At 31.3% G+C, this 24,572-nt stretch carries 23 protein-coding genes; 9 read left to right on the forward strand and 14 right to left on the reverse strand.

Annotation, left to right across the window (positions count from 1 at the left end; genetic code table 11):
* Window positions 1-134: 134 nt before the first annotated feature.
* Entirely contained in the window at window positions 135-458 is a 324-nt protein-coding gene (locus tag ACYX4H_RS10295; RefSeq protein WP_476236155.1) for a YtxH domain-containing protein, read from the reverse strand.
* 173 nt (window positions 459-631) lie between these two features.
* Here ACYX4H_RS10295 and mazG point away from each other — a divergent pair, with 173 nt between their 5' ends.
* The 5 genes from mazG to proB all read left to right on the forward strand — a co-directional run bounded on the left by mazG (window position 632) and on the right by proB (window position 4,003).
* On the forward strand, window positions 632-1,405 hold the full coding sequence (gene mazG / locus ACYX4H_RS10300; RefSeq protein ID WP_476236156.1) for a nucleoside triphosphate pyrophosphohydrolase: 774 nt from the start codon (window positions 632-634) through the stop codon (window positions 1,403-1,405).
* Window positions 1,406-1,740: 335 nt separating this feature from the next.
* On the forward strand, window positions 1,741-2,178 hold the full coding sequence (locus ACYX4H_RS10305) for a GNAT family N-acetyltransferase (protein ID WP_476236157.1): 438 nt from the start codon (window positions 1,741-1,743) through the stop codon (window positions 2,176-2,178).
* A 10-nt stretch (window positions 2,179-2,188) separates the two neighbouring features.
* Complete coding sequence (locus ACYX4H_RS10310; RefSeq protein WP_475294131.1) at window positions 2,189-2,380, forward strand: hypothetical protein; 192 nt, start codon at window positions 2,189-2,191, stop codon at window positions 2,378-2,380.
* Between the two features lie 35 nt (window positions 2,381-2,415).
* A complete protein-coding gene (proC, locus tag ACYX4H_RS10315) occupies window positions 2,416-3,222 on the forward strand; it encodes a pyrroline-5-carboxylate reductase (protein ID WP_475294130.1) in 807 nt (268 codons plus the stop codon).
* Window position 3,223: 1 nt separating this feature from the next.
* Window positions 3,224-4,003, forward strand: a complete 780-nt coding sequence (gene proB, locus ACYX4H_RS10320; protein WP_476236158.1) for a glutamate 5-kinase — start codon at window positions 3,224-3,226, stop codon at window positions 4,001-4,003.
* 84 nt (window positions 4,004-4,087) lie between these two features.
* Here proB and ACYX4H_RS10325 read toward each other — a convergent pair whose 3' ends face one another.
* From ACYX4H_RS10325 to ACYX4H_RS10380, 12 genes are all read right to left on the reverse strand, one after another.
* The gene (locus ACYX4H_RS10325; protein WP_476236159.1) at window positions 4,088-6,025 is read right to left on the reverse strand and encodes a DUF349 domain-containing protein; all 1,938 of its coding nucleotides are present in this window, start codon (window positions 6,023-6,025) and stop codon (window positions 4,088-4,090) included.
* A gap of 94 nt (window positions 6,026-6,119) precedes the next feature.
* On the reverse strand, window positions 6,120-6,863 hold the full coding sequence (locus ACYX4H_RS10330) for a shikimate dehydrogenase family protein (RefSeq protein ID WP_476236160.1): 744 nt from the start codon (window positions 6,861-6,863) through the stop codon (window positions 6,120-6,122).
* Window positions 6,860-7,879, reverse strand: a complete 1,020-nt coding sequence (locus tag ACYX4H_RS10335; protein WP_476236161.1) for a DUF368 domain-containing protein — start codon at window positions 7,877-7,879, stop codon at window positions 6,860-6,862. Before ACYX4H_RS10335 ends, ACYX4H_RS10330 begins: the two co-directional genes overlap by 4 nt.
* Entirely contained in the window at window positions 7,879-8,799 is a 921-nt protein-coding gene (locus tag ACYX4H_RS10340) for a polyprenyl-phosphate transporter (RefSeq protein WP_476236163.1), read from the reverse strand. The genes ACYX4H_RS10335 and ACYX4H_RS10340 overlap by 1 nt, the downstream gene beginning before the upstream one ends.
* Window positions 8,800-8,852: 53 nt before the next feature.
* Window positions 8,853-10,241 (reverse strand): tetratricopeptide repeat protein, encoded by a 1,389-nt coding sequence (locus ACYX4H_RS10345; protein ID WP_476236164.1) that lies wholly within the window; start codon window positions 10,239-10,241, stop codon window positions 8,853-8,855.
* 155 nt (window positions 10,242-10,396) lie between these two features.
* Window positions 10,397-11,578 (reverse strand): aspartate aminotransferase family protein, encoded by a 1,182-nt coding sequence (locus ACYX4H_RS10350; RefSeq protein WP_476236165.1) that lies wholly within the window; start codon window positions 11,576-11,578, stop codon window positions 10,397-10,399.
* A gap of 89 nt (window positions 11,579-11,667) precedes the next feature.
* Entirely contained in the window at window positions 11,668-13,431 is a 1,764-nt protein-coding gene (locus ACYX4H_RS10355; RefSeq protein ID WP_476236166.1) for an OstA-like protein, read from the reverse strand.
* A 95-nt stretch (window positions 13,432-13,526) separates the two neighbouring features.
* Window positions 13,527-14,048 carry a hypothetical protein gene (locus tag ACYX4H_RS10360; protein ID WP_476236168.1) on the reverse strand — a complete coding sequence of 174 codons (522 nt, stop codon included), beginning with the start codon at window positions 14,046-14,048 and terminating at the stop codon, window positions 13,527-13,529.
* Window positions 14,049-14,385: 337 nt separating this feature from the next.
* Entirely contained in the window at window positions 14,386-15,660 is a 1,275-nt protein-coding gene (locus ACYX4H_RS10365; protein ID WP_476236170.1) for an adenylosuccinate synthase, read from the reverse strand.
* Window positions 15,661-15,673: 13 nt separating this feature from the next.
* Window positions 15,674-16,126, reverse strand: coding sequence for a Fur family transcriptional regulator (locus tag ACYX4H_RS10370; RefSeq protein ID WP_147131029.1), 453 nt, complete (start codon window positions 16,124-16,126; stop codon window positions 15,674-15,676).
* A 29-nt stretch (window positions 16,127-16,155) separates the two neighbouring features.
* Window positions 16,156-18,375: a RelA/SpoT family protein gene (locus tag ACYX4H_RS10375; RefSeq protein ID WP_476238659.1), complete on the reverse strand. Its 2,220-nt coding sequence runs from the start codon at window positions 18,373-18,375 to the stop codon at window positions 16,156-16,158.
* A 62-nt stretch (window positions 18,376-18,437) separates the two neighbouring features.
* Window positions 18,438-19,016 (reverse strand): non-canonical purine NTP diphosphatase, encoded by a 579-nt coding sequence (locus ACYX4H_RS10380; protein ID WP_476236171.1) that lies wholly within the window; start codon window positions 19,014-19,016, stop codon window positions 18,438-18,440.
* A gap of 230 nt (window positions 19,017-19,246) precedes the next feature.
* On the opposite strand from ACYX4H_RS10380, the gene ACYX4H_RS10385 reads away from it, so the two are divergent.
* From ACYX4H_RS10385 to hpf, 3 genes are all read left to right on the forward strand, one after another.
* On the forward strand, window positions 19,247-22,174 hold the full coding sequence (locus tag ACYX4H_RS10385; protein ID WP_476236173.1) for a PAS domain-containing sensor histidine kinase: 2,928 nt from the start codon (window positions 19,247-19,249) through the stop codon (window positions 22,172-22,174).
* Between the two features lie 11 nt (window positions 22,175-22,185).
* On the forward strand, window positions 22,186-22,602 hold the full coding sequence (locus tag ACYX4H_RS10390) for a response regulator (RefSeq protein ID WP_476236174.1): 417 nt from the start codon (window positions 22,186-22,188) through the stop codon (window positions 22,600-22,602).
* Between the two features lie 112 nt (window positions 22,603-22,714).
* Window positions 22,715-23,014 (forward strand): ribosome hibernation-promoting factor, HPF/YfiA family, encoded by a 300-nt coding sequence (gene hpf / locus ACYX4H_RS10395; RefSeq protein ID WP_476236176.1) that lies wholly within the window; start codon window positions 22,715-22,717, stop codon window positions 23,012-23,014.
* Between the two features lie 30 nt (window positions 23,015-23,044).
* Here hpf and rlmH read toward each other — a convergent pair whose 3' ends face one another.
* Window positions 23,045-23,518: a 23S rRNA (pseudouridine(1915)-N(3))-methyltransferase RlmH gene (rlmH, locus tag ACYX4H_RS10400; RefSeq protein ID WP_476236177.1), complete on the reverse strand. Its 474-nt coding sequence runs from the start codon at window positions 23,516-23,518 to the stop codon at window positions 23,045-23,047.
* A gap of 127 nt (window positions 23,519-23,645) precedes the next feature.
* On the opposite strand from rlmH, the gene nadC reads away from it, so the two are divergent.
* Complete coding sequence (gene nadC, locus ACYX4H_RS10405; RefSeq protein WP_476236179.1) at window positions 23,646-24,503, forward strand: carboxylating nicotinate-nucleotide diphosphorylase; 858 nt, start codon at window positions 23,646-23,648, stop codon at window positions 24,501-24,503.
* Window positions 24,504-24,572 lie beyond the last annotated feature (69 nt).

Here is a 24,572-nt window from a genome sequence, read left to right on the forward strand (position 1 = left end):
AACCAACAGGTTTAACTATAAAACAAAAATCCAACTCAAGAGAGTTGGATTTTTTGTTTTACATTAGTATTTATGATGCTGAACTTGATTCAGCGTCTCATAGTTGTAAAAGTCATATCAGCCATAAATAATTTTCAGCTTGTTTGCTGTAACGTTTTATTTTTCTCTTTTAAAATAGCTAATTGTTTCTCTAAAAATGTAATAGCCTTTTCGGTTTTATAACTAGCCTTTGAAGCGAAATCTTTTAAATCTTCCTTAAATTTTACTTTACCAGATTCTGCGGCTTTACTAACATCGTCTTTTACCTCATTAAAATCTTTAGTAATTTGATCTTTAATTTCTTTACCTTCTTTGGTAAGTTTATTTCTAGTTATTTTACCTTTTTCGGGAGCCAGTAAAACACCAATGCCAGCACCAATTATAGCTCCTACAATTAGGGTTCCTTTGTTAATAATCATGTTTTTTTCTTTTAATTTAACTTGCTTTTAATAGTTAGTAGTAAAAGTTGCCAATTTGTTACAAACAAATTCAATGCCAGAAAGTTAAGTTCTATTTAGAAATGTTAATTTGTGTTTTAAGGTATTAAGTGTTGAATGTATTTCAAAAGTTTTATTTTTACAAAAACATCAAAATGAACTCTAGAGAAAACCAGCTTAAAGCTTTTAACCGTTTACTAACCATAATGGATGAGTTACGAGCGCAATGTCCATGGGATAAAAAACAAACCATGGAAACGCTTCGTCATTTAACCATTGAGGAAACCTATGAATTAGGAGATGCTATTTTAGATAATGATTTAGAAGAGGTTAAAAAAGAACTGGGAGATGTTTTGCTTCACATTGTATTTTACTCAAAAATAGGAAGTGAAACTAAACATTTTGATATAGCCGATGTATGTAATGAAATTTGTGAAAAATTAATACACCGTCACCCACATATTTATGGTGATGTTACTGTTGAAAACGAAGAAGATGTAAAGCGCAATTGGGAAAATTTAAAGCTTAAAGAAGGAAAAAAAAGTGTCTTGCAAGGTGTGCCTAAAAGTTTGCCAGCACTAGTGAAAGCTAACAGAATACAGGAAAAAGTAGCAGGTGTTGGTTTTGATTGGGAACAACCAGAACAGGTTTGGGAAAAAGTACAAGAAGAACTTCTTGAATTTAAAGAAGAAATAAAAACAGGTGATAAAGACGCTATGGAAAGTGAATTTGGCGATGTACTTTTTTCTATGGTAAACTATGCAAGATTTTTAAACATTAACCCAGAAAATGCTTTAGAGCGTACCAACAAAAAATTCACAAAAAGGTTTCAGTATTTAGAAGAAAAAGCAAAAAAGTTAAACAAAAATTTAAAAGACATGACACTTGCCGAAATGGATGTTTTTTGGGAAGAGGCTAAAAAACTTTAATTTTTTGTAAAATTATTCTTAATAAAATTTATAAGCATCTTAACATTAGTAATTTGCTATAAGCGGTGTGTTTTACTAAATTTGCACCATGAACAAAATTCATAATAAGCGCAACGCCAGAGTTTTTAACTTCAATTTTCTAGTTTTTAGAAATCAATCAGATAAATTCATTCCACCTTCGCTCTAAAAAACTTCAATTTATTCTAAGCATACGTGCTTAAAGTAATGTTAGTTAACCGTTTTAAGTGGTTAACTAATTTTGCATGTCTATTTGTTATTTGAACACTTTGGTTTTTGGTATGTTTTACAGCCATTAATAGTTATACCATTATTACATGATTATTAAAACTTTTGACGCTTTTTCAAAGTTGTCAATTATAGAAATTAATAAAGTAACCAACTTTATATTAGCTAATTATGCCCAGTTTAGAGAAACTAAAACGGCCATACGCAAATCTATTTTGTATGCTATTAAAGAAATATCGGGTTTGGGTGGTTTTGTTTTTTTGGTAGAACATAATAATGCTATTGTAGCAGCTGCAGTAGTTAATAAAACAGGCATGCATGAGTATTTAGCTGAAAACATATTAGTGTATTTAGCTGTAAAAGAAGAGTACCGAAGACAAGGTATTGGTGATATGTTGGTAAAACATATTTTGCTGTATTGCAAGGGAGACATAGCAATTCACATTCATAAAGATAGTAAGGTTATTGAGCTTTTTGAAAAACATGGTTTTAAACCAAGAAATATTGAAATGCGATTAAAAAGATAAAAAAAACAACATGGGAATTATAAAAATTAAAAGAAGAACAGTAGTAGAACAAAGGTATGCTAAAAGTATGGGTGTATTAATTACACAAGTTACATACATAAAAAAACACATTTTAGGAATGCCTTTTAAAACACTGCACAAATATCGTAAAACGTATTATGGTAAAGTAAAAGACTGTAGAGACTGCGTTTTATTTGTTTAGAAAAAATCAAAAATAACAAATAACTAAATAAACAAATGAAAATACTAGTAATTGGCGCCGGTAACATGGGCCTAACGTATGCCGAAGGCATGTCTAAATCCAAACTGTTAAAGAAAAAAAACATTATGGTTTTAGATAAATCTGAAGAAAAATTAAAAGAACTAGATCAAATGTCACAATTTGATGCTTTTAAAGAATTAGAAGACTGTGTGCCAAAAGCAGACATTATTTTTATGGCAGTTAAGCCATACCATGCCGAAAGTGTATTTAAAGCCATACAACCCTTAGTAAAGCCACAACAAATAGTAATCTCTATAATGGCAGGTGTTACCATTGAAACAATGAAAAACCTAACAGGTTTAAATAAAGTTGTTAGGGCAATGCCAAACTTACCTGCTAAAATAGGTAAAGGTTTAACATCATACGTTACTTCGGCTGAGGTGTCAAGAATTGAAAAATTAACCATTGAAAGCCTTTTAGATACCACAGGAAAATCTATTGAAGTGTCAACAGAACAACTCATTGATGCCTCAACAGGAATTTCAGGTAGTGGGCCAGCTTACGTGTTTTATTTTATGCAAAGCATGATGGAAGCTGCACTACAAATGGGATTTTCAAAAAACGACTCGGTAACCCTTGTAAGCCAAACATTTACAGGAGCTGTAGAATTATTTAACCAATCAAATTTATCACCAAATTCATGGATGGAGCGTGTAGCTTCAAAAGGAGGAACTACCAGAGCTGCGCTAGATTCTATGGAAGATAATAACGTAAACACATTAATTAAAGAAGCTGCTTTTTCTGCATTTAATCGTGCAGTAGAGTTAGGTAAAGAACATTAAAATGGCTAAAGAAATTAAAGAAAGAATAGTTATTAAAGTTGGTACTAATGTTATGACCAACAAAGATAACAGAATAGTAAGACCAGTTTTAAAGCGTTTAGTATCACAAATTGCCGAACTTTATGAACGCGATATTATGACAATTTTAGTGTCTTCAGGTTCTGTAATAGCAGGTAAAGAGGTACTTGGCAAATCTAAAATTGAAGATAATACGCAACGTAGGCAAGTATATTCGGCCATTGGGCAACCTAGAATGATGCGTTTGTATTACAACATTTTTCATGATTATGGTATGAAATGTGCCCAAGTATTACCAACAAAACGCGATTTTAGTCCTGGTGTTCACAGACAAAACATGATTAACTGTTGCGAAGGTTTACTTTCTGAAGGGGTTATTCCTATTGCAAATGAAGATGATGCTGTATCAGTAACCATGTCTATGTTTTCTGATAATGATGAGCTTGCAAGTTTAATAGCGCAATTATTAAATGCAGATAAATTAATTATTTTAACTGATATTGACGGACTTTATACCGGCCACCCGGAAGAAGATGACAGTAGTTTGGTAAAAGATGTTAGCCCAGAAGAAGACCTTTGTAAATATATTAAAGATAGTGGCAAAGTTGAAGGCGAGGGCAGAGGCGGTATGGGTTCAAAGCTTGATTACGCGCAACAAGCAGCAGCCAAAAACATACCTACTTTTATTGCAAACGGCAAAAAGGATAATACCATTATTGATATTATTGACGGAAAAGCTATAGGAACTAAAGTGTCTTTATAGATTTTTTATACAAATAGAATTAATTAAAAAAGGCTTTATAAAGTGTAGCTACATTTTATAAAGCCTTTTTTATGATGTTGTTTTTTAGTAAAGATTTTTAATTTTTTGAAGCTTACTTTTCCATACGTTTAAAGCATCTTTATGAGATTTTATGTTGTTTCTAACTTCTTTAACCAAAGGATTATCATCATCAACATTTGTGAAAAATTGAAGGTTATTTTCTAACTGATTAATTTTACCTTTAACTTCATCAATTTTCTTTCTTATAAAAATACGTTCGTTATCTAAATCTTTAGTGTTTTCAGTAGTATCAATATTATCAAGTCTGTTTTCAAACTTAATCATTTCCACCTCATTTTTTTCAATTTCTAATGAAGCAAATAATTCATCAATGGTTTTTTGAAATTTTCCTTCAATATAACGCTTATCATTAGGTATTTTTCCAATAGATTTCCATTGGGTAATTTTATCTTTTAAAAACGCTATGTTTTCTTCTTTAGTGCCTTCTAATTTTAAATCTTTTAATGTGTTTAGTAATTCATTTTTCTTGTTGAAAGCTTCTAAAGTTTCTTTGTTTTGAGCATTTCTACTTGCGTGTAATTTATCAAAGTAGTGGTTACACGCGTTTTTAAATTGTTTCCATATTTTATCACTATCACGCCTTGGTACATGACCAATTTTTTTCCAATCGGCTTGTATTTTTTTCATTAAAGGCGTTGTAGCTTCATAATCTTCGCTATCCTTATTATCTTCAGCTATTTTAATAAGTTCTAGTTTTTTTTGGAGATTTGTGTATTGTTCCTTTTTTAAATCTTTATAGAAAGCATTCTTTTTTCTGTTAAAAGTTCTAACAGATTCTTTAAATTTTGCCCACGTATCTTCATTTACTTTTATGGGCACTTTACCGGCATTGAAAAAATCGTTTCTTAGTTTTTCAATTTCCTTAATTTTCTTTTGCCAAGCATTGTGTGTATTGACATTGTCTTGATTGGTGATAGCATCAATATTAGCTATTATTTCAAGTTTATGCTCTAAGTTTTTTTCGTAAACTTTATCAATTTCTTTAAAATAAACTTGCCTTTTGTCATTTATAACTTTGGTGGCGGCTTTAAAGCGTTCCCATATGGTTTCTCTATGTTCTTTATCAACCGGACCAAGTTCTTCTTTCCACATTTTATGTAGCTCTTGCAGTTCTCTAAAAGCATACATGGCGTCTTCTTCTTTGGCTAATTCTTCGGCGCGCTCAATTATTTTTAGCTTTTTTTCTAGGTTGTGCTTAAAATCTAAATCTCGTAAATCTCTATTTAGGTGAAGAAAATCATAAAAAATTTCAACGTGGTGGTGGTAGCTATTCCAGGCATTGTTGTATTTATCTCTAGGAATTGGGCCAGTATTCCGCCAGCGTTCTTGTAACTCTTTAAAGTGTTTGTATGTTGTATTTATGTTTTCATCAACATTAATTAAACCTTTTAGTTCTTCAATTATTTCTAGCTTTTTAGCTAAATTTTCTTTTAGGTTTTTTTCAATGTTTTGGTAGTGGTCATTGAGTTTTTTACGGTAATCTTTGTAGGCTTGTTTAAACCTTTTTTGAACCGGCGATGTGTAATAAAAATCTATTTCATTTCCACCATCGTTTATAAATTCTTCTTTTTTATCGTCTATTAACGCCTGAAATTTGGTTTTAAAAACACCATTTATTGTATCTACATGCGATTTTATAGCTTGAACTTTTTCGTTTTTTAATAAGTTTTCAAGTTCTATAGCTAAGGCTTCTAAAGACATGGAATCGTATTCTTTTACAGCAATTTTATGTCTGTCTTTATTGCCTTCGTCTTCGGCATCTTCAGCATTCGATTCTTCAATTTCATTCAATACATCGTCATCTGTATTTTCATCAGTTTCAGTATTGTTTGAAGTTTCATTAGCATCAACATTAGTGGTTTCTAAAGTACCATCTGTTGATTCTTTATTTATGTTGCTATCGGTTCCTTCAGTGTTTTGTAGATTATTAGTGTCAGACATTTTGAAAAATGTTAAGGTTCAAAAAAACAATTCTTTTAAACACTAAATATACTAATAAATAGATTTACAATGAATAAATTCTGAATTTAAAGTTTTACAATGTAAGATTCCAAATTTCCCAAGCTTTTTCAGCCTGTTGTTCCAGCATGTTTAAACCGTTAATAATGGTGGCGCCTTTTTGTTTGCCATGGTTTAAAAATTTGGTTTCTTCGGGGTTGTAAATTAAATCAAAAAGTACGTGGTTTTTTGTAATTGCGTTGTACGGAATGTTAGGGCAATCTTCAATGTTTGGAAATGTGCCTAAAGGTGTGCAATTAATTATTATTGAATGGTTTTCAATATCTTTTTCGGTAAGCGTATCATAGGTAAAAGTTATGCCTTTACGCATGTTTCTAGAAACATAGTTAAAGTCAATACCCAACTCATTTAAAGTATAAGCAATGGCTTTGCTAGCTCCACCTGTGCCTAAAATTAATGCTTTTTTATGTTGAGGTTTTAAGTGTGGTTTTATTGATTTTTCAAAGCCATAACAATCGGTATTAAAGCCAACTAATTTACCTGATTTTGTGACTTTAATGGTGTTTACTGCACCTATTTTTGCTGCTTTTTCATCAATATCATCTAGAAAGGGCATAACGGCTTGTTTGTAAGGTATTGTTACGTTCATACCTTTTAAACCTTGTGTGTTTTTTAAAATTGAAGGAAATAATTCTATAGTTTCAATATCAAAATTTTCATAGGTGGTATTGGATATATTTTCTTTTTGAAATTTTTCTTTAAAATAAGTTCTTGAAAATGAATATGAAATATTTTTTCCTAAGAGTCCTAATTTGTTCATGTTTTTACGTTTCTAGTTTTTTGTCCGTACCATTCTAAAGCTAAAACAATAATAACGCCAAAGGCAATAAATGCAATAGCTACAAGTGTTTCTTGGTTTATGTTAGGAATGAATCGTTTGTAGTTTTCAATAATTTTTTCGCCGTTAGAATCTAATATAAAATTACCGTTTAAATTGGTTTTGTAATTGGTTTTTTTCCAAGGCCAAACCACGCCTAAAGAACCAATAATAAAGCCCATTAAGAGTGAAATTGTTGTGTTGCGGTAATGTTTTAGTACGTAATTTAATATATGTGAAAATGTTACTAAACCAACTATAGAGCCTAAAGTGAACACCGCTAAAACTTTAAGCATTTTTATGCGTTGCGGATTGTTTATAAATGAAAAATCGGCAGAAAGTACATTAAATAGTGTGTCATATAATGCATTAACCGAGTCTACCAATAGCAATACATAATTACCAAGTAAAATAAGAATGAAAGAGCCTGAAAACCCTGGTAAAGTCATACCAGACACACTAATTATGCCGCAAAAAAACACAAAAAATAGGTTGTTGTTTTCTCTGGCAGGATCTAAAAAACTTATACTAATACCTATTAAAATACCTATGGTTAATGATATGTATGCTTTTGTACACCAACCTTCAAAATCTTTACTCATGTAATAAATTGAGCCTATAATCATTCCGAAAAAAACACTCCAAACGTATAATTGGTAATTGATAATTAGGTAATCTAAAAGTTTTGAAATACTGAAGTAGCTTACAATCATTCCGAAGAAAAGTAAGCCTAAAAAGCGTCCGTTTATGTATTGGTAAAAACTTTTAAACCTACCATTAAATAGCAGCTTGAAAGCTTTGCCATTTATTTTTTGAAGTGAATAAATAAACTCTTCATAAAAACCAGCCACAAAGGCTACAACACCACCAGAAACTCCAGGAACTTTATTGGCAGCTCCCATAGCAAGTCCTTTCAATATTAAAAACACTTTATCTGTTAATGTTCTGGTACTTTGCATTATTGTTTTTTAGAACCTAATTTTTCTAATATAAAAATGGTGAAAAAGCCTACTAGCATTAAAGCTATGGCAAATGCTAATTGGTTATTACCATCAAATGAAAATGGCGAAATACTTTCTTGTAGCAATGGTGTTTTTTCGCCTTTAGAGTTTGTGTACCACGTAAGTGTATTTTTCCAAGGCCATACTTTGTTTAATGAGCCAAATATAAAACCCGTTAAAACCGCCAAGGTAGCGTTATGGTAATTTTTAAAAAGCCATTTTAAAACATGACTAAAACTTAATAAACCAACCAATGCACCTAGAGAAAAAATGATTAGTTTTTTTACATCAAAATCATGTATAGCGTTGCTTAACGTTTTATAAGCGCCTAAAATAATTAAAATGAAAGATCCTGAAATACCGGGTAAAATCATGGCACAAATGGCTATAGACCCCGCAAAAAATAAAAAATAATCACTCGTTGAGCTTTCCATTGAAGGTAATGATGAAATATAAAAAGCAGCAACAGCACCAACTATTAAAGCTATAACTGTACTTGCATTCCATTTTGTAATTTGCTTACCAACAAAATAAATACTGGCAATTATTAACCCAAAGAAAAACGACCAAATGAGTATTGGATGATTTTCTAAAAGGAACTTTGCTAATTTCATAAAAGATACAAAACTTACTATAATACCACACATTAAGGCTAATATAAAGTTGCCATTTGCTTGTTGCCAAAACGGTTTAAGGCCTTGTTTAAAAAGCGTTTTAAAAAGCGGTGGTTTTATATTGCTAATAGTAGCAATTAATTCTTCGTAAATACCAGATATAAAAGCAATTGTGCCGCCAGAAACACCCGGAACAGCATCGGCAGCGCCCATGGCAATACCTTTTAGAGAAATTATAAGATAGTCTGTAAAACGTCTTTGCATTTGTTTGGTTTTTTATACAAAACCAAAGGTATACATTTTAGTTAAAGGTTTTGTTATAAGGTTTGTTTTATTATGTTTTTTACAACAATTCTGTTTGAAACATCAGGAAAAAGTTCATCTATTATAAATGAAAACTCTTGGTTAAATTTAAGTCCGTTTTTTAAATGAAATTTGCCTTTATCATTTTCATTTAATTTGAAATATAAGCCTGCAAGCCTATATTCTAGTTCTGCATTTTCAGGATAAAATTCCATGGCTTGTTCAAAATTATAAATAGCTGCTTCGGCTTCACCTAATTGTATAAGTAAATCGCCTCTTGATAACCACGTGCTTAACTCATAATTACCTAAATCTAAGGTTTTTTTAAAGCCACGTTCGGCTTCTTCAATAAAATTTAATCGTTGATTTATTTGCGAATATAATTTCCAATAAGCTACATTTTCAGAATCTATATTGATAGCTTTATTTATGTAATATAAAGCTTTTTGATAGTTTTTTTGCTTGTTGTAAAATTTTGTAATGGCAATCCAACCCTTGTCTAACAATGGGTCTTCGTGTACCGTTTTGTAGTAATATTGTACAGCAAGTTCATAATTTTTAAGTTTTTCATAACAAGAGCCAATGCGCAAAAGGGCAAACGATGTTGGATCTTCTAGCTTTAAAGTAATGGTATAGTTTTCAATAGCCTCTTCATAGCGTTTTAAGTGTTCTAAAACTTTACCTCTTTCAAGGTATGCGCCTACAAAGCTATCATCTGAAATAATGGCAAAATCAAAGGCAGCTAGTGCTTTTTTGTATTTTTTTAGCGTTAAGTATTGTTTGCCTAATTGATGCCATGCTACTTCAGAATACGGGTTTTTATCTAAAAATATGTTTAAGTATGAAATAGCATCTTCATTTTGATTTAAAAACTCAAAGCAATAAATTATGTTGTAAAGTGCTGAGTAGTCTTCAATATCTTCTTCTAAACATTTCATAAAATAAGTTTTTGCCTCTTCATATTCATCTAAAAATAAATACTCCATACCTATAAGTGAGTATAGGTCTACGGCATCATCAGTGAGTTCTAAGGCTTTTTTTAATACTTTAATTGCTTTAGTATGATTGTCTTTTTTTGAAAATATATTTGCCTTTTGAATGTAAATTTCTTCATTTGTGGGGTCTAAACTATACAACTCATTAAGTAATGTGTCTGCTTCCAAAAGTTTATCTTCAAAAACATAAACTTCAACTTTGAAAAGTTTTAAATTAACAGAGGTTGGGTGTTGATCTAACCCTAGTTTTATGGCTTTTTTTGCTAAGGCTATTTTGCCTTGGTTGAGGTAGTGGTGAATAATGTTTTCAAATTCTTCAGAATCAAAGAAAAACACATGATTTGTTTTCAACATTGATTCAAATTTGGTAAGCGGCAAATTGTGGTTGTCTTCTTGACTAAACTCCATAAGCACATTTGTAAATTTCTACACTAATAAATTTAAACTTCTATTGGTTTAATTTTGAAAATTGCTGTAAATGTTTTTAACAAAGTAATGAACAGGTTTGTTTATTGGTGTTTTTTGTGTTTGTTTTCTGATATTCAGATTTTTAAGGTGTGCTGTTAATTTGATAAACTATTTAAAACGTTGATAATAATACTGCAGCCTTTTTTTATTTCTTCTTCAGAAATGGTTAAAGGCGGTGTAATTCTTACAGCTTTAGGTTCAAAAAGAAGCCAAAATAATATTAAACCTTCGTCTTGAGATTTTAGTATTAATTGATTGGTAATTTCGGCAGAATCTGTAATTAAAGCTAACATTAAGCCTTTGCCTCTAATTTCTTTAATCAATGGGTGAATAAGTAGTTTTCTAAAAAGTTTTTCTTTATCTAGTGTTTGTGCTATTAAGTTAGTTTGGGTTATTTCTTTAAGTGTTGCTAATGCCGATGCTGCAATTACCGGGTGGCCACCAAAGGTTGTTATGTGCCCAAGTTTAGGATTGTCCATAAGTAAATCCATGAGTTTGCCAGATGCTGTAAAAGCACCAATGGGCATACCGCCACCTAAAGCTTTTCCTGTAACTAAAATATCTGGAATGCAGTTGTAGTGCTCAAAACCAAATAGTTTTCCTGTTCTGCCAATGCCTGGTTGAATTTCATCTAAAATTAATAAAGCGCCAACAGCATTGCATTTTTTTCTAACCTTTGCTAAATAGTTGTTTTTGGGTTCAATAAAACCTGCACCACCTTGAATGGTTTCTAAAATTACACAGGCTGTTTTGGTTGTAATTTGTTCTAAATCTTTTTCAGAATTGAAATTTATAAATGATACATCGGGCAATAATGGCCTAAAGGCTTGTTTGCGTTCTTCATAACCCATAACACTCATTGATCCCATGGTGTTGCCGTGGTAGGCCTTATTTGCAGCAATTATTTGGCTTCTACCTGTTGCACGTTTGGCTAGTTTTAAAGCACCTTCAATAGCTTCGGTACCAGAATTGGTTAAATATGTTTTGTTTAAAGAGCTAGGTAAATTATTTGCTAATAGTTTAGTTAGTTTAACGGCAGGCGCTTGTATGTATTCGCCATAAACCATTACGTGTAAATATTTGTCTAATTGATTTTTAATTGCGCTAACAACTTTTGGGTGATTGTGCCCAAGTGGTGTAGCTGAAACACCTGCAACAAAGTCTAGAAAAGCTTTATTTTCTGTATTGTAAATGTATGATCCTTTTGCATGCGAAACTTCCATGGCTAAAGGATGCGGAGAGGTTTGTGCTTGGTGTTTTAGGAAGTTTTTATACATCTTTTTGTAGCAAAATTAATTTTTTTGTGTAGTTTAACTGAGGAGAACCATTCGACTAGTATTGTTTTATTTTAAAGTAGTTTTTGTATTTAAATTTGTTTTTTAAGCTGTTTTGGTTTTAACTTATCTTTTTTTGAATCTGCTTTTTTTAGGATGATATTTTCTGAAGCCCTATTTCCCGCTTGATTAATACGTTCAATTAACGCTTCATCAAAAAAATCTTTAGGTGCTTCATAATCTGCTAATCCTTTTATTTTTGGCAACTTTAGTGGCGGGTCATCTTTAAACAAATCTTCAACACTTGTTGGTCGTTCTGTTTCTCGCCAATCAAAACCTCGTAGCTTTTTATCGCGTTCTTTAAACTGAGATTCTGGTGTAAGTGTACCGTCTACTTGATTGTATCTTGTGTATTCCTCAATAGCGCCTTCATCAAAAAGTATGTTAATACTTCCAGCTTTTGCTTTATCTATGCCTATTAATTCTTGCTCATCGTTTCTGGCATAAAATATAGATTCTGCATTTTTGGTAATATCAACTTGCCTTAATTGGTTTTGTTCGTTAAATAAGCCTTTTAAGCGTAAGCCGTAAATTTGATTATATCCGTTTTCGCTAATGGTATCTTTGCTTATTATAAAAGCGTTTTCAAACACTAAAAGCGAGTCTAATTTTTCTGTTCTAGGGTTTGATATTAAATGAATAGTGTCACCAGTCATTTGGTTTTCTACATTCCACATAATGGGCTTTCTTTTTGCTGAAAACCTATCGGAAGTACCAAATTTGCTCAAGTTTATAAGTTTTGTAATACCTGTTTTTTGATTTGAATGAATAGAATCTGCTTTTCCGCTTAAATCAGATTTATAAATTTTAGCATTATAATAGGCTCTAACAATTCTGTTTTCAGGTTTGCCAGTAACCATAATTTTATCGGCATGCATGTAAATAGAATCATTTTCTTGAACTGTAATAGCTAAAGCTTTTTTTGTTATAAAAACAGAATCTTTTTCTTCACCTTTAAAAACTTCGGCATAATGCCCTTTTATAATGCTGTGGTTAAGTGTGTCTGTAACTTTTATATTGTTTGATGCCGATGCAAAGTTTTTGGCATTGTCAAGGTATAAACTATCACCTTCTATAATACGATTATCATAATTAATACGCGCGTTTTTTAAGGCGTAACCCACTTGGTTTTCAGTGTCATAAAATCCTTTTTCACAGTAGGTTTTACTTTCTGGGGTTGTAATGGTTGATGGCCCAAAAAGGTAAGCATGACCAGTGTCAGAATAATAATCGAAATAATTAGAGTTTATAGTAGAGCTATCATTTACCAAAACAACATTTTCAACAAATTTAAATTTGTTTTCTTGCATGTAATGCCTACCAATTTTACTGGTAATTGTAACCGTTGAATCTTTTACAACCTTACCGTTACTTCGGTAAAAAGCTTCTTGTTTTAATCTGTCAAAATAAATAGTATCAGAAGAAATAGTTGTTTTTGGGTCTTTTAAAACAACTTCGCCACGTGCTAAAGCTAATTGTGTAATACCACTGTATTCAATGTATTTAGATGTCATGTTTACCGTATCGGCTTGTTTCATTCTTACATTGCCATAGGCTTCAATAAAGTTTTCGTTGCCGTAATGAATGGCTCTGTCACACCAAAGCTCAATACTTTCGTGACCAACGTGAACTTGTTGAGAGTCGTCTCTGGTTAGTATTCTAGCGCCAGGGTAATTAACTTCATCAACGTTTAATCTACCGGCGTATTTTATTTCAATTTTCTTTTTACTTTGGGCGTTAATATTAAAAACGCTACAAAGAAATATTAAAAAATATATAAGAAGTTGCTTGTTCAAAATAAAAAATATTTACAGCAAAAATAACGATTATTATTACGTTTCATTATGTTGAAACAAAAAACGCTCCAAATTATTTTTGAAGCGTTTGTAGATTAATTATAATCAAAGAACCAAGCTTCTGAGCCTTGAATAAATAAATTGAACGAATATATTTTATCGTTCTTTATCAAAAAATATTGTAAAATCTCTTTTGAGTTGCCATCTAGTAAAACATAAGTGTTATTTATTTCGTTATCTGGTAAATTTATATTTACTTTATTTAAGTGCTTAAATTTATTATACTTATAAATTTTTCTGGCTTTATGGTTTAATTTAAAAACTCTATTATTAACAATCTTCCAATTCTTTTCATTTTTACTGTCTTCTCTTGCTTTCTCGATAAATTTACTTATTGAAGTAAGTTTCTTTTGAACGCTAATTTCCTTATCCAATTGAACAAATAAAAATTTTTCAACAATGGTTTGAGCAGGAATTGAATCGTTGATAAGATCATCTAAAAAGTTGTTAATTAATTGTATATTTTCTGTTTTAATTGTTTGAGAATTGATATTGTTACAATTATAAACCAAGATAAAGAATACAAATAAAATACGATTGATTAAAGTTATGGACATGTTTCATTGCTTTTAGAAGGAATACTTCCTTTGGTTTTATTCATTTTTATTTCAGAAGTTTCATTCATTAATCTAATTTCCTAATCAAGATAGGCTGGAGTTTGACCATGAAATTCTGCTATATATTTAATCATTACATAATTGACTGTTGTGGATTTTAAAGGAATTCCACCTAAATTTCCGATTTTAATACCAAAATTAGCACAAGCAAGAGAATTTAAGTTATAATTTGGAGGTGTAGACTTCCCCAAAGTTCAATTCACCCATATCACAAATATAAAGAAAAAGACTACTTAAATAAGTAGTCTTTTGTGTGTGAATATGAAAATTTTTTTATTTATTTCCTGAAAATAGTTTGTTTTCTGTCTGGACCAACAGAAACAATAGTGATAGGAATTTCTAGTGCTTTTTCTAAAAAGTTTATATAATCATTTAATTCTTTTGGAAATTGTGATGCATCACTCATTTCGGTTAAATCTGCTTCCCAACCTTTAATTTCTGTATAAATTGGTTCTACATTTTCAGCTTCAATATTGTAAGGTAAATGATTAATAACTTCTCCATTGTATTTGTAGGCGGTACAAACTTTTAAGGTTTTGAAACCAGAAAGCACATCGGCTTTCATCATGTTTAATTGTGTAACACCGTTTACTTGACATGCGTATTTTAGGGCTACTAAATCTAACCAACCGCAACGTCTTTTACGGCCTGTGGTAGCACCAAATTCATTACCAACGCGCCCCATAGTGTCACCATCTTCATCAAACAATTCAGTAGGGAATGGGCCTGAGCCAACGCGTGTTGTGTATGCTTTGAAAATACCAAATACTTCGCCTATTTGGTTTGGTGCAACGCCTAAACCTGTACAAGCGCCGGCAGCTGTAGTGTTACTAGATGTAACAAACGGATAGGTGCCAAAATCTATATCTAACAATGAGCCTTGAGCACCTTCGGCTAAAATAGTTTTAGCATTTTTTTGAGCTTGGTACATGTATTCTTCAGAATCTATAAAGGTTAAAGATTTTAAAACATCAACTGCTTTAAAAAATTCATCTTCTAGTTCTTTTAAATTATACTCTATGTCTACGTTGTAAAACGAAATCATAGATTCATGTTTATCGGCTAAATTTCTGTAACGTTCTTTCCAATCGGCTAATTCTAAATCTCCAACTCTAATGCCGTTTCTTCCGGTTTTATCCATGTAAGTTGGCCCAATACCTTTAAGTGTTGAACCAATTTTAGCTTTTCCTTTTGAAGCTTCGCTTGCGGCATCTAATAACCTGTGTGTTGGTAAAATTATATGCGCTTTACGCGAAATTAAAAGTGATTTTTTGTAGTCTATATTTTGTTCGGCTAATTTATCTAATTCGCCTTTAAAAATAACAGGATCTATTACAACGCCGTTACCAACTAAGTTAGTAGCATCATCATGAAAAATACCTGATGGTATGGTGTGTAAAACGTGTTTTTTGCCGTTGAAAACTAAGGTGTGTCCTGCGTTTGGGCCACCTTGAAAACGTGCTATAATGTTGTAGTTGTTAGTTAATACGTCAACAATTTTTCCTTTGCCTTCGTCTCCCCATTGTAGTCCTAGTAGTAAATCTACTGCCATTGTAAAAAAGTAGTTATTTAGTTGATTTTCTGTTTCCGTAGAAATAAAGCGAATGGTTGTTTATTTCTATATCAAAAACTTCTTCTATGGTTTTTTTTATTGATTGTATTCTTGGGTCGCAAAACTCTATAACTTCGCCAGTATCAGTTAAAATAACGTGGTCATGTTGTTTATCAAAATACGATTTTTCATAATGCGCCTGACTTTGCCCAAACTGGTGTTTTCTAACCAAACCGCACTCTAAAAGTAGTTCAATAGTGTTATATAATGTTGCTCTAGAAACTCTATATTTTTTGTTTTTCATATTTAGATATAGAGATTCTATATCAAAATGTTCTTCGTTGTTATAGATTTCTTGAAGTATAGCGTAACGCTCAGGTGTTTTTCTGTGCCCGTTACTTTCTAAAAAGCTGGTAAAAACGCTTTTAACTATTTCTTGATTTTTATTATCTGCTTTTGCACTCATAATTTTTCCGGAGCAAATTTACACTTTTTTTACACTCTAGTAACCTTATCTATACCATTAATTTTTTTTAGTTTTTCAATAAGCTTTTTTATGGTGTTGTTATTTTTAACTACAAGGTTTATTTTTCCTGTGAAAAGCCCATCATTACTTTCAAAATTTAAGCTTTTCATATTTACATTCATGTTAGATGAAATTATTTTAGTTATTTCATTAACTAAGCCCATATTATCTATACCGGTGATAACTATTTTACCTAAAAATTCTTGTTGTGTAGAGTCTACCCATTTTGCTGGCATAATGCGGTAGGCGTAGTTAGATTGTAGGCTTATTGCATTTGGACAGTTTTTTTTGTGAACTTTTATGCCATCGGAAACTGTTAAGAAACCAAAAACAGGATCGCCAGGTATTGGGTTGCAACAATTGGCTAATTTATAGTCTAATTTTTCTTCTTCTTTACCAAAAACTAAAGAATCATACCTTACAGCAACGTCTTCTTTTTCTATGTCATCTTTTTTAACAGTGCCCTTTCTTGTAATTTTATTTTTAATAAAACTCATTAAGGCATTGCTTCTAGATGATGCAAAGTTTTTTAGCATGGTATTGTCTATACTACCATTGCCAATTCTATAAAATAAATCTAGGCTTGTTTTTAGTTTGAAATAGTTAACAAGCTCATTGGTTGATGCTTCGTTTAATGTAATTTTAAGTTGTTTTAATTTGCGCCTTAAAATTTCTTTTCCTTCTTCGCCAATGCGTTTTTTGTCTTCTCTTAGAGCAGATTTTATTTTACTTCTAGCCCTGGCGGTTGAGGTATAATCTAACCAGTTGGGGTTTGGTTTAGCGGTTTCAGAGGTTAAAATATCTACTTGATCGCCACTTTTTAACTCATGGCTAAGTGGCACTAATTTACCATTAACTCTGGCGCCACGGGTTTTCATACCAACTTCAGTATGAATATTGAAAGCAAAATCTAGTGCGGTGGCACCTTTTGGTAGAGATTTTAAATCGCCTTTAGGTGTGAAAACAAATATTTCTTTTGAATACAGGTTTAGTTTGAACTGCTCAACAAAATCTACCGCATTGGTTTCGGGGTTTTCAAGTGCTTCTTGTAAACGATTAATCCAAGCGTCAAGGTTGTCTTCTTTTTCACTGTCTTGTTTGTATTTGTAGTGTGCAGCATAGCCTTTTTCGGCTATTTCATTCATGCGTTCGCTTCGTATTTGTACTTCAACCCAACGCCCTTTAGGGCCCATAACGGTAATGTGTAATGCTTCATACCCCGTAGTTTTTGGAGATGAAATCCAATCACGCAATCGTGTTGGGTTTGGCCTAAAATGATCTGTTACAATAGAGTATATTTTCCATGCAAAAAACTTTTCGTTTTCAACATCACTTTTATATATAATTCTAATAGCAAACTTATCATACACTTCATCAAAAGAAACCCCTTGTTTTACCATTTTTCTTTTAATAGAAAAAATAGATTTAGGTCTTCCTTTTATGGTGTAATTAAAAAGTTCTTTGTCTAATGATTTTTTTATAACATCACTAAATTGCTCAATATACTTGTCTTGTTCTTCTTTACTTTCTTTAATTTTACCTAAAATATCATAATAGGTATTGGGCTCGGTATATTTTAAGCCAAGGTCTTCAAGTTCGGTTTTAATATTATAAAGCCCTATTCTGTGCGCTAATGGTGCGTAAATATATAGGGTTTCAGAGGCTATTTTTTCTTGCTTATCTGGACGCATAGAGTCCATGGTTTGCATGTTGTGAAGCCTATCGGCAATTTTTATAATTATTACCCTAACATCATCGTTTAAAGTAAGCAGCATTTTTCTAAAATTTTCTGCTTGTAAAGACACATCCATGTCTTTTTCTTTACTTAAAGATGATATTTTTGTTAGCCCATCTACAATGGTGGCAACTGTTTTGCCAAAGCGTTTTTCAATGTCTTCAATATTATAATCGGGGCTGTCTTCAACAACATCGTGCAGTAAGGCAGCGGCAATTGATGTGCCATCTAAACCAATTTCTTGTGCTACAATTTTTGCAACTGCTAAAGGGTGAAAAATATAGGCTTCACCAGATTTTCTTCGTTGGTTTTTATGCCCATCTAGAGCTACTTCAAAAGCACTTCTTATAAGTTTTTTATCGTCATCAGAAAGCGTGGTGTAGCTTACCTTTAAAAGCTCTTTGTAGGCTTTGGTAATTGCTGCATTTTCTATTTCAATTTCTTCGGCTGTCATCATAGATTAAAGGTAACATAAAGAAAATTAACAACCAATAGGCATGGTGGTTTTTGTGTGGTTTATTTTATGGTTGACAAAAATTCAACTAACAAATTAATAGCTTTACCTCTGTGGCTAATTTGGTTTTTGGTAGTTAAATTCATTTGAGCAAACGTCTTGTTGTGGCCGTTGGGTTTAAAAATGGGGTCATAACCAAAGCCTTTTTCTCCTTGTTTTACCTGAGTAATTTGCCCTTTGCAAATACCAGTAAATGTTTCTGTTTTATTATTTAAACTTAAAGCAATAACGGTTTTAAACTGTGCATTGCGGTTAGTGTTGTTGTTTAAGTCTTGCAGCAACTTAGTCATATTGTCTTCGGCGTTTTTTTGTGGGCCAGCAAATCTTGCTGAATATACACCAGGTGCACCATTTAAAGCTTCGGTTTCTAAGCCTGTATCATCAGCAAAACAATTATAATTGTAGTTGTTTTTAATGTATTCGGCTTTTTGTATGGCGTTACCTTCAATGGTTGGTTGGGTTTCAGGTATATCTTCAAAACAATTAATATCTTTTAAGCTAAGTAGTGTAATATGGTTAGGTAATAAAGCTTGTACTTCTTTTAGTTTGTTTAAATTGTTTGTTGCAAAAACGAGTTTCATTGTTTTGATTTTTAAAGTAATAATGATGTTTTTATTTATAAAACTATATGTTTTTTTAAATATCTTTGTAGCTTTAAAAGTAAAGTGTTTCTAACAAAAAAATCCTCTCAACTTTTTTGTTAGTTTTTTTTAATGCAATTTTAATATTTGGGTTGAAATTTATAAAATACTTTTAATTTTTTATTTAAGAAGAAGGTAAGTTGCTGTTTTAGTTTTGAATTAAAGCAGATATGATTAATACCCAACATAAAATTAGAAAAGGGGCGCTCCTTTTTATTGTTACCAAAATATTGGTGTTAATAATAGTTTTACTAATTATTGATGGGAATATTAGTGAACGAAAAAAAGATAATGCACTTATAACAAGCGCTAATCAGCAAATAGTTTTAAGTAAAAAAATATCTCAAACAATAATTACGCTGCAAAAAAGTGTAGCAACTTCTAATAATTTTGATGAAATACCAAGTTTAGCAAAAGCTTTAAAACAATTTAAAAGTACTCAAAGTTTATTAACTAATCATATTAATTTACAACAAAACAATGATGTTTCAGCAACTCTGCTAAAACAAAGCAAGCCATGTTTTAATAGTATAGTTTCATCAACCAATAACGTTATTAACTACCCTAATAAAGAGGTCATATCAAGCTCATTAAATACTATTAATACAGCCAACAGCAAATATGAAGCAATTATTATAAAATTATCGCAAAATTTAGAGCAACAAGCATCAAATAATTTAAATGGTTTAATGCGTACTGTTTGGTTTTTGGCAATTATGTCTGGTGTTGTTATAATAGGCTGTTTCTTTTTAATACTTGGGCCTTTATTTAGGCAATTCATTAAAAAAAATAAAGAATTAATTAAGGCTCAAAAAGAAATTGCATTTACTAATCAAAAAATTAAAGGTAATTTATCTCAGGTTTCAAAATTGAAAACCGATATAGAAATACAAGAACGTTTTAATAAAATATTAATAGAACAAGCTCCCACATCTATAGCTATGTTAGATACCAATATGGTGTATTTAGCAGTATCACAAAAGTGGGTGAAAGATTATAAAAAAGAAGGAGAAACAATAATAGGAAAATCGCATTACGAGGTGTTTCCTGAAATAGGAGACGATTGGAAAAAAAAGCACCAAGAATGTTTAAATGGTGCTGTTGATGCTTGTGATGAAGCTCCTTTTGTTAGAGAGGATGGCACTGTGCAGTGGATTTTCTGGGAGGTAAGGCCATGGTTTAAAGCCGATGGAGCAATAGGCGGCCTTATAATGTACACCGGCGACATTACAGAACAGCGAAAACAACGTTTAGAAAAAAAACGCGCCGAAGAAATTATAGAAAATACCAATGGAGTAGCAAAAATAGGCGCGTGGGAGCTAGATTTAGTAAAGCAAACAGTGTATTGGAGCAAAATGGTTTGCCAAATACATGAGGTGCCTATTGATTTTACTCCAGAATTAAATACCGCTATAAATTTTTACAAAGAAGGAAAAAGTAGAGATACCATTACAGCAGTTGTAAATAATACTATTGAAACTGGAGAACCTTATGATGTAGAGTTAGAAATTATTACCCAAAAAGGCAACTTAAAATGGGTAAGAGCCATTGGACAAGCAGAGTTTAAATTGGGTGAATGTGTTAGGGTTTTTGGTGTTTTTCAAGATATAACCAAGTCAAAAAATACTGAGCAAGAATTGTTACGAAAAAATACACTTCTAAATCAAGCCGAAGAAATAAACATGATGGGGCATTGGGTAGTTAACCAAGAAACCAATAAAATGCGTTGGTCTACAAGTATGTATAAAATAATGGGGGTTAATGATAGTGTGCAAAACCCTACGCTAAATACTATTTTAGAAAGAGCACATCCTGATGATGTAGATAGACTAAAATTACATATAAAAACAGTTTTAGAAAATAAAATTGTAAACAGTGAAATTATATATAGAATTGTAATGCCTAATGGCAATTTAAAAACACTGCAAGTTAGAGGTGAAATTGAGTTAGATGAGCATAATAATATTCTTGAAGTTTTAGGAACATGCCAAGACATTACGCTTCAAAGAATGGCAGAACTAAAATTTAGAGGTTTGCTAGAATCTGCACCCGATGCTATGGTTATAATAAATGACGAAGGCAAAATTCAAATTATAAATAAACAAACTGAAAAATTGTTTGGTTACAGCCCTAGCGAACTAATAAATAAACCTGTAGATGTGTTAATACCCAAACGTTTTAGTAAAAAACATAAATTACACACACAAGGTTTTTTTACAAATCCAAAATCAATAAATTTATTAGAAACCACAGAGTTTTATGGTATTAATAGGTTTGGTGAAGAGTTTCCTGTGCAACTAAGTATAAGTCCGTTAGAAACAGAAGAAGGTTTATTAGTCTCGGCTGCTATTAGAGACATATCTGTGCAAAAAGAAGCAGAAACACGTTTAATAAAATCAAAGGAAAACCTTGAGGTGTTAGCAGATAAATTAGGAAAACAAAATACCCAGTTGGCAGATTTTGTTCAAATTACATCGCACAATTTACGCGCACCAGTAAGTAATTTAAATGCACTTTTAGATTTGTATAATACTGCTGAAGATAATGAAGAAAAACAACTTTTGTTTGGTAAGTTTGAAAAAGTAATAGGTCATTTAACATTAACTTTAAGCACCTTAGTTGAAGCCTTAAAAGCTAAAAACGATAAAGCTGTAATTAAAACCGTGTTTTTTGATGAAACATTAAATAGAACAAAAGAGGTGCTAGCGGCACAAATTGCTGAGAAAAATGCAATTATAACCGATGATTTTTCACAAGTAAACAAAATATCATACAACAAGATATACTTAGAAAGTATTTTTCTTAACTTAGTTGAGAATGCCATAAAGTATAGTGCAAAAAATAGAACCCCAGAAATTCACGTGAGTTCAGAGCTAGTTGAAGGTAAAGTGGTTTTAAAGTTTAAAGATAACGGCCTGGGGATAGATTTAAAAAAGCACGGGCACAAATTATTTAAATTAAACAAAGTATTCCATAGGCATCCAAACGCAAAAGGCGTTGGTTTATTTATGACTAAAGTACAAATAGAAACAATGGGTGGTTCAATAGCGGCAATAAGCGCTGTAAATGAAGGCACAACATTTATAATAACCTTTTAAATATAACAAAAATGAATAGCGCTTTAAATGTATGTGTAGTTGATGATGATGAAATATACCAATTCACAATAACAAAAATTTTAAAATCTATTGAAATAGCTGAAAATGTTACCATTTTTTCTGATGGCGAAGAAGCTTTTGATTTTTTAATTGATAATTTAAATAATGAAAAAGAATTACCCGATGTTATTTTACTAGATATAAATATGCCAATTATGGACGGTTTTCAGTTTATGGAAGAATACATAAAAATAAAACCTAAAGTTGGTAAAAAAATAACCATTTACATGGTGTCTTCATCTGTTGATCCTGTTGATATTGAAAAAGCAAAAAGTATCAGTGAAATTTCAGATTATATTATAAAACCAGTAAGCCCTGGGCAGTTAAGAGCTATTTTAACCCAATTGCACGAAAATGGTAAAATTTAACGTGTAGTAAATTCACTTTAAAATGTAAAAGGCTCAGTATTTTTACATGACAAATCTCATCTTTTTTCTGTAACATTCTTTTTAATTTTATACTTATAAAAAGGAAAGAATTATGACAGTAAACATTCAATATGTTCATATGCAAACAAGTGATGCTATGAACCAGTACGTAACCGAAAAATTAAAAAACCTTCATAAAAAATATGAATGGATAATTGGTGCACAAGTACATTTTGAAGTAGAACATAATGCCAAAACTAAAGGCAAAATATGTAAAATAGAATTAAGTGCACCAGGACCCCGAATTTTTGCAAGTTCAAACGAAGAAAATTACGAAGAAGCTGTAAAAGAAACCATTAAAGATTTACAAATTCAGCTTAAAAAACGCAAACAAGTTTTTCATAATTATTAATAGTTTTTTAATAACCTTACCGCCAACAGATTATCTGTGGTGGTAAGGTTCATTTTTTAATATTGTAAAACCACGATATAGCTGCTCAATAAAAAATAAACGTACCATTTGGTGCGAAAACGTCATTTTTGATAAGGATACTTTTCCGTTGGCTCTAGCATAAACATCTTCTGAAAAACCATAAGGGCCACCAATAACAAATACTACATTTTTAACACCAGAGTTCATGTGTTTTTGTAAGTAATTAGCAAAATTAACCGAGGTAAATTGCTTACCATTTTCGTCTAAAAGTATTAAAGTATCGGCGTTTGAAATTTTACTTAAAATAAGTTCACCTTCTTTTTGCTTTTGTTGCACCTCACTTAAATGCTTGGTGTTTTTAATGTCTGGAATCACTTCAAAAGTAAACTTTATATAAAACCCAAGACGTTTAATATATTCATTTATAAGTGTTTGTAGTTGGTTGTTGTCGGTTTTTCCAATGGCAATAAGGCTTATAGTCATAATAATAAAAATAACGTTTGTTAATTAAGAAATCTTTATTTAAAATCAGAAAAAATAAAAATTTCATAAATCTAAAATTTAAAAAAGTAAATCTATTTATTATTTTTGTGCGAAACCAATAAAAAATATGATTACACAAGAGCAGTTTGACCAAGAAGTAAGATCTATAATTGCAAATGCCATTAGAGAAGATGTTGGAGATGGCGATCATAGTTCTTTAGCCTGTATCCCAGAAAACGCTCGAGGGCGTGCAAAACTTTTAGTAAAAGATAAAGGTATTATTGGAGGGGTAAATTTTGCAAAGAAAATATTTGCCTACGTTGATAAAAACTTAAAGTTAGATGTACGTATTGAAGACGGTACAGAAGTTACGTTTGGTGATGTTGTAATGTATGTTGAAGGCCCTTCACAATCTATATTAAAAGCAGAGCGTACCGTGTTAAACTCAATGCAGCGTATGAGTGCTATTGCAACTAAAACTAGGCATTTTGTAGATTTGGTTAAAGGTACAAATACCAAAATTTTAGATACCCGTAAAACAACACCAGGTATTAGAGTGTTAGAAAAATGGGCAGTTAAAATTGGTGGTGGTGAAAACCATAGGTTTGCATTATATGATATGATTATGCTTAAAGACAATCATATAGACTTTGCTGGTGGTATTACAAAAGCCATTGAAACATCTAAACTTTATTTAAGAGAAACGGGCCGAGATTTAAAAATTATGGTTGAAGCCAGAAATCTTATTGAGGTTGAAGAAATACTTAGGAATGATGGTGTTTTTCGTATTTTACTTGATAATTTTGATTATGAAGATACCAGAGAAGCGGTAAAATTAATTGGCGATAAGTGTTTAACAGAATCTTCTGGTAATATAAACGAAACTACCATTAGGCATTATGCAGAGTGTGGCGTAAACTACATATCATGCGGTGCTTTAACGCACTCTGTTCATAACATGGATTTGAGTTTAAAAGCTATGTAATAATTGTAGTTTTAACCTAAATATTCTTATATCTGCAATTATAAATTTAATAACTTTGTATTACAAGCT

The sequence above is a fragment of the Seonamhaeicola sp. ABD4_340 genome (assembly GCF_056312135.1).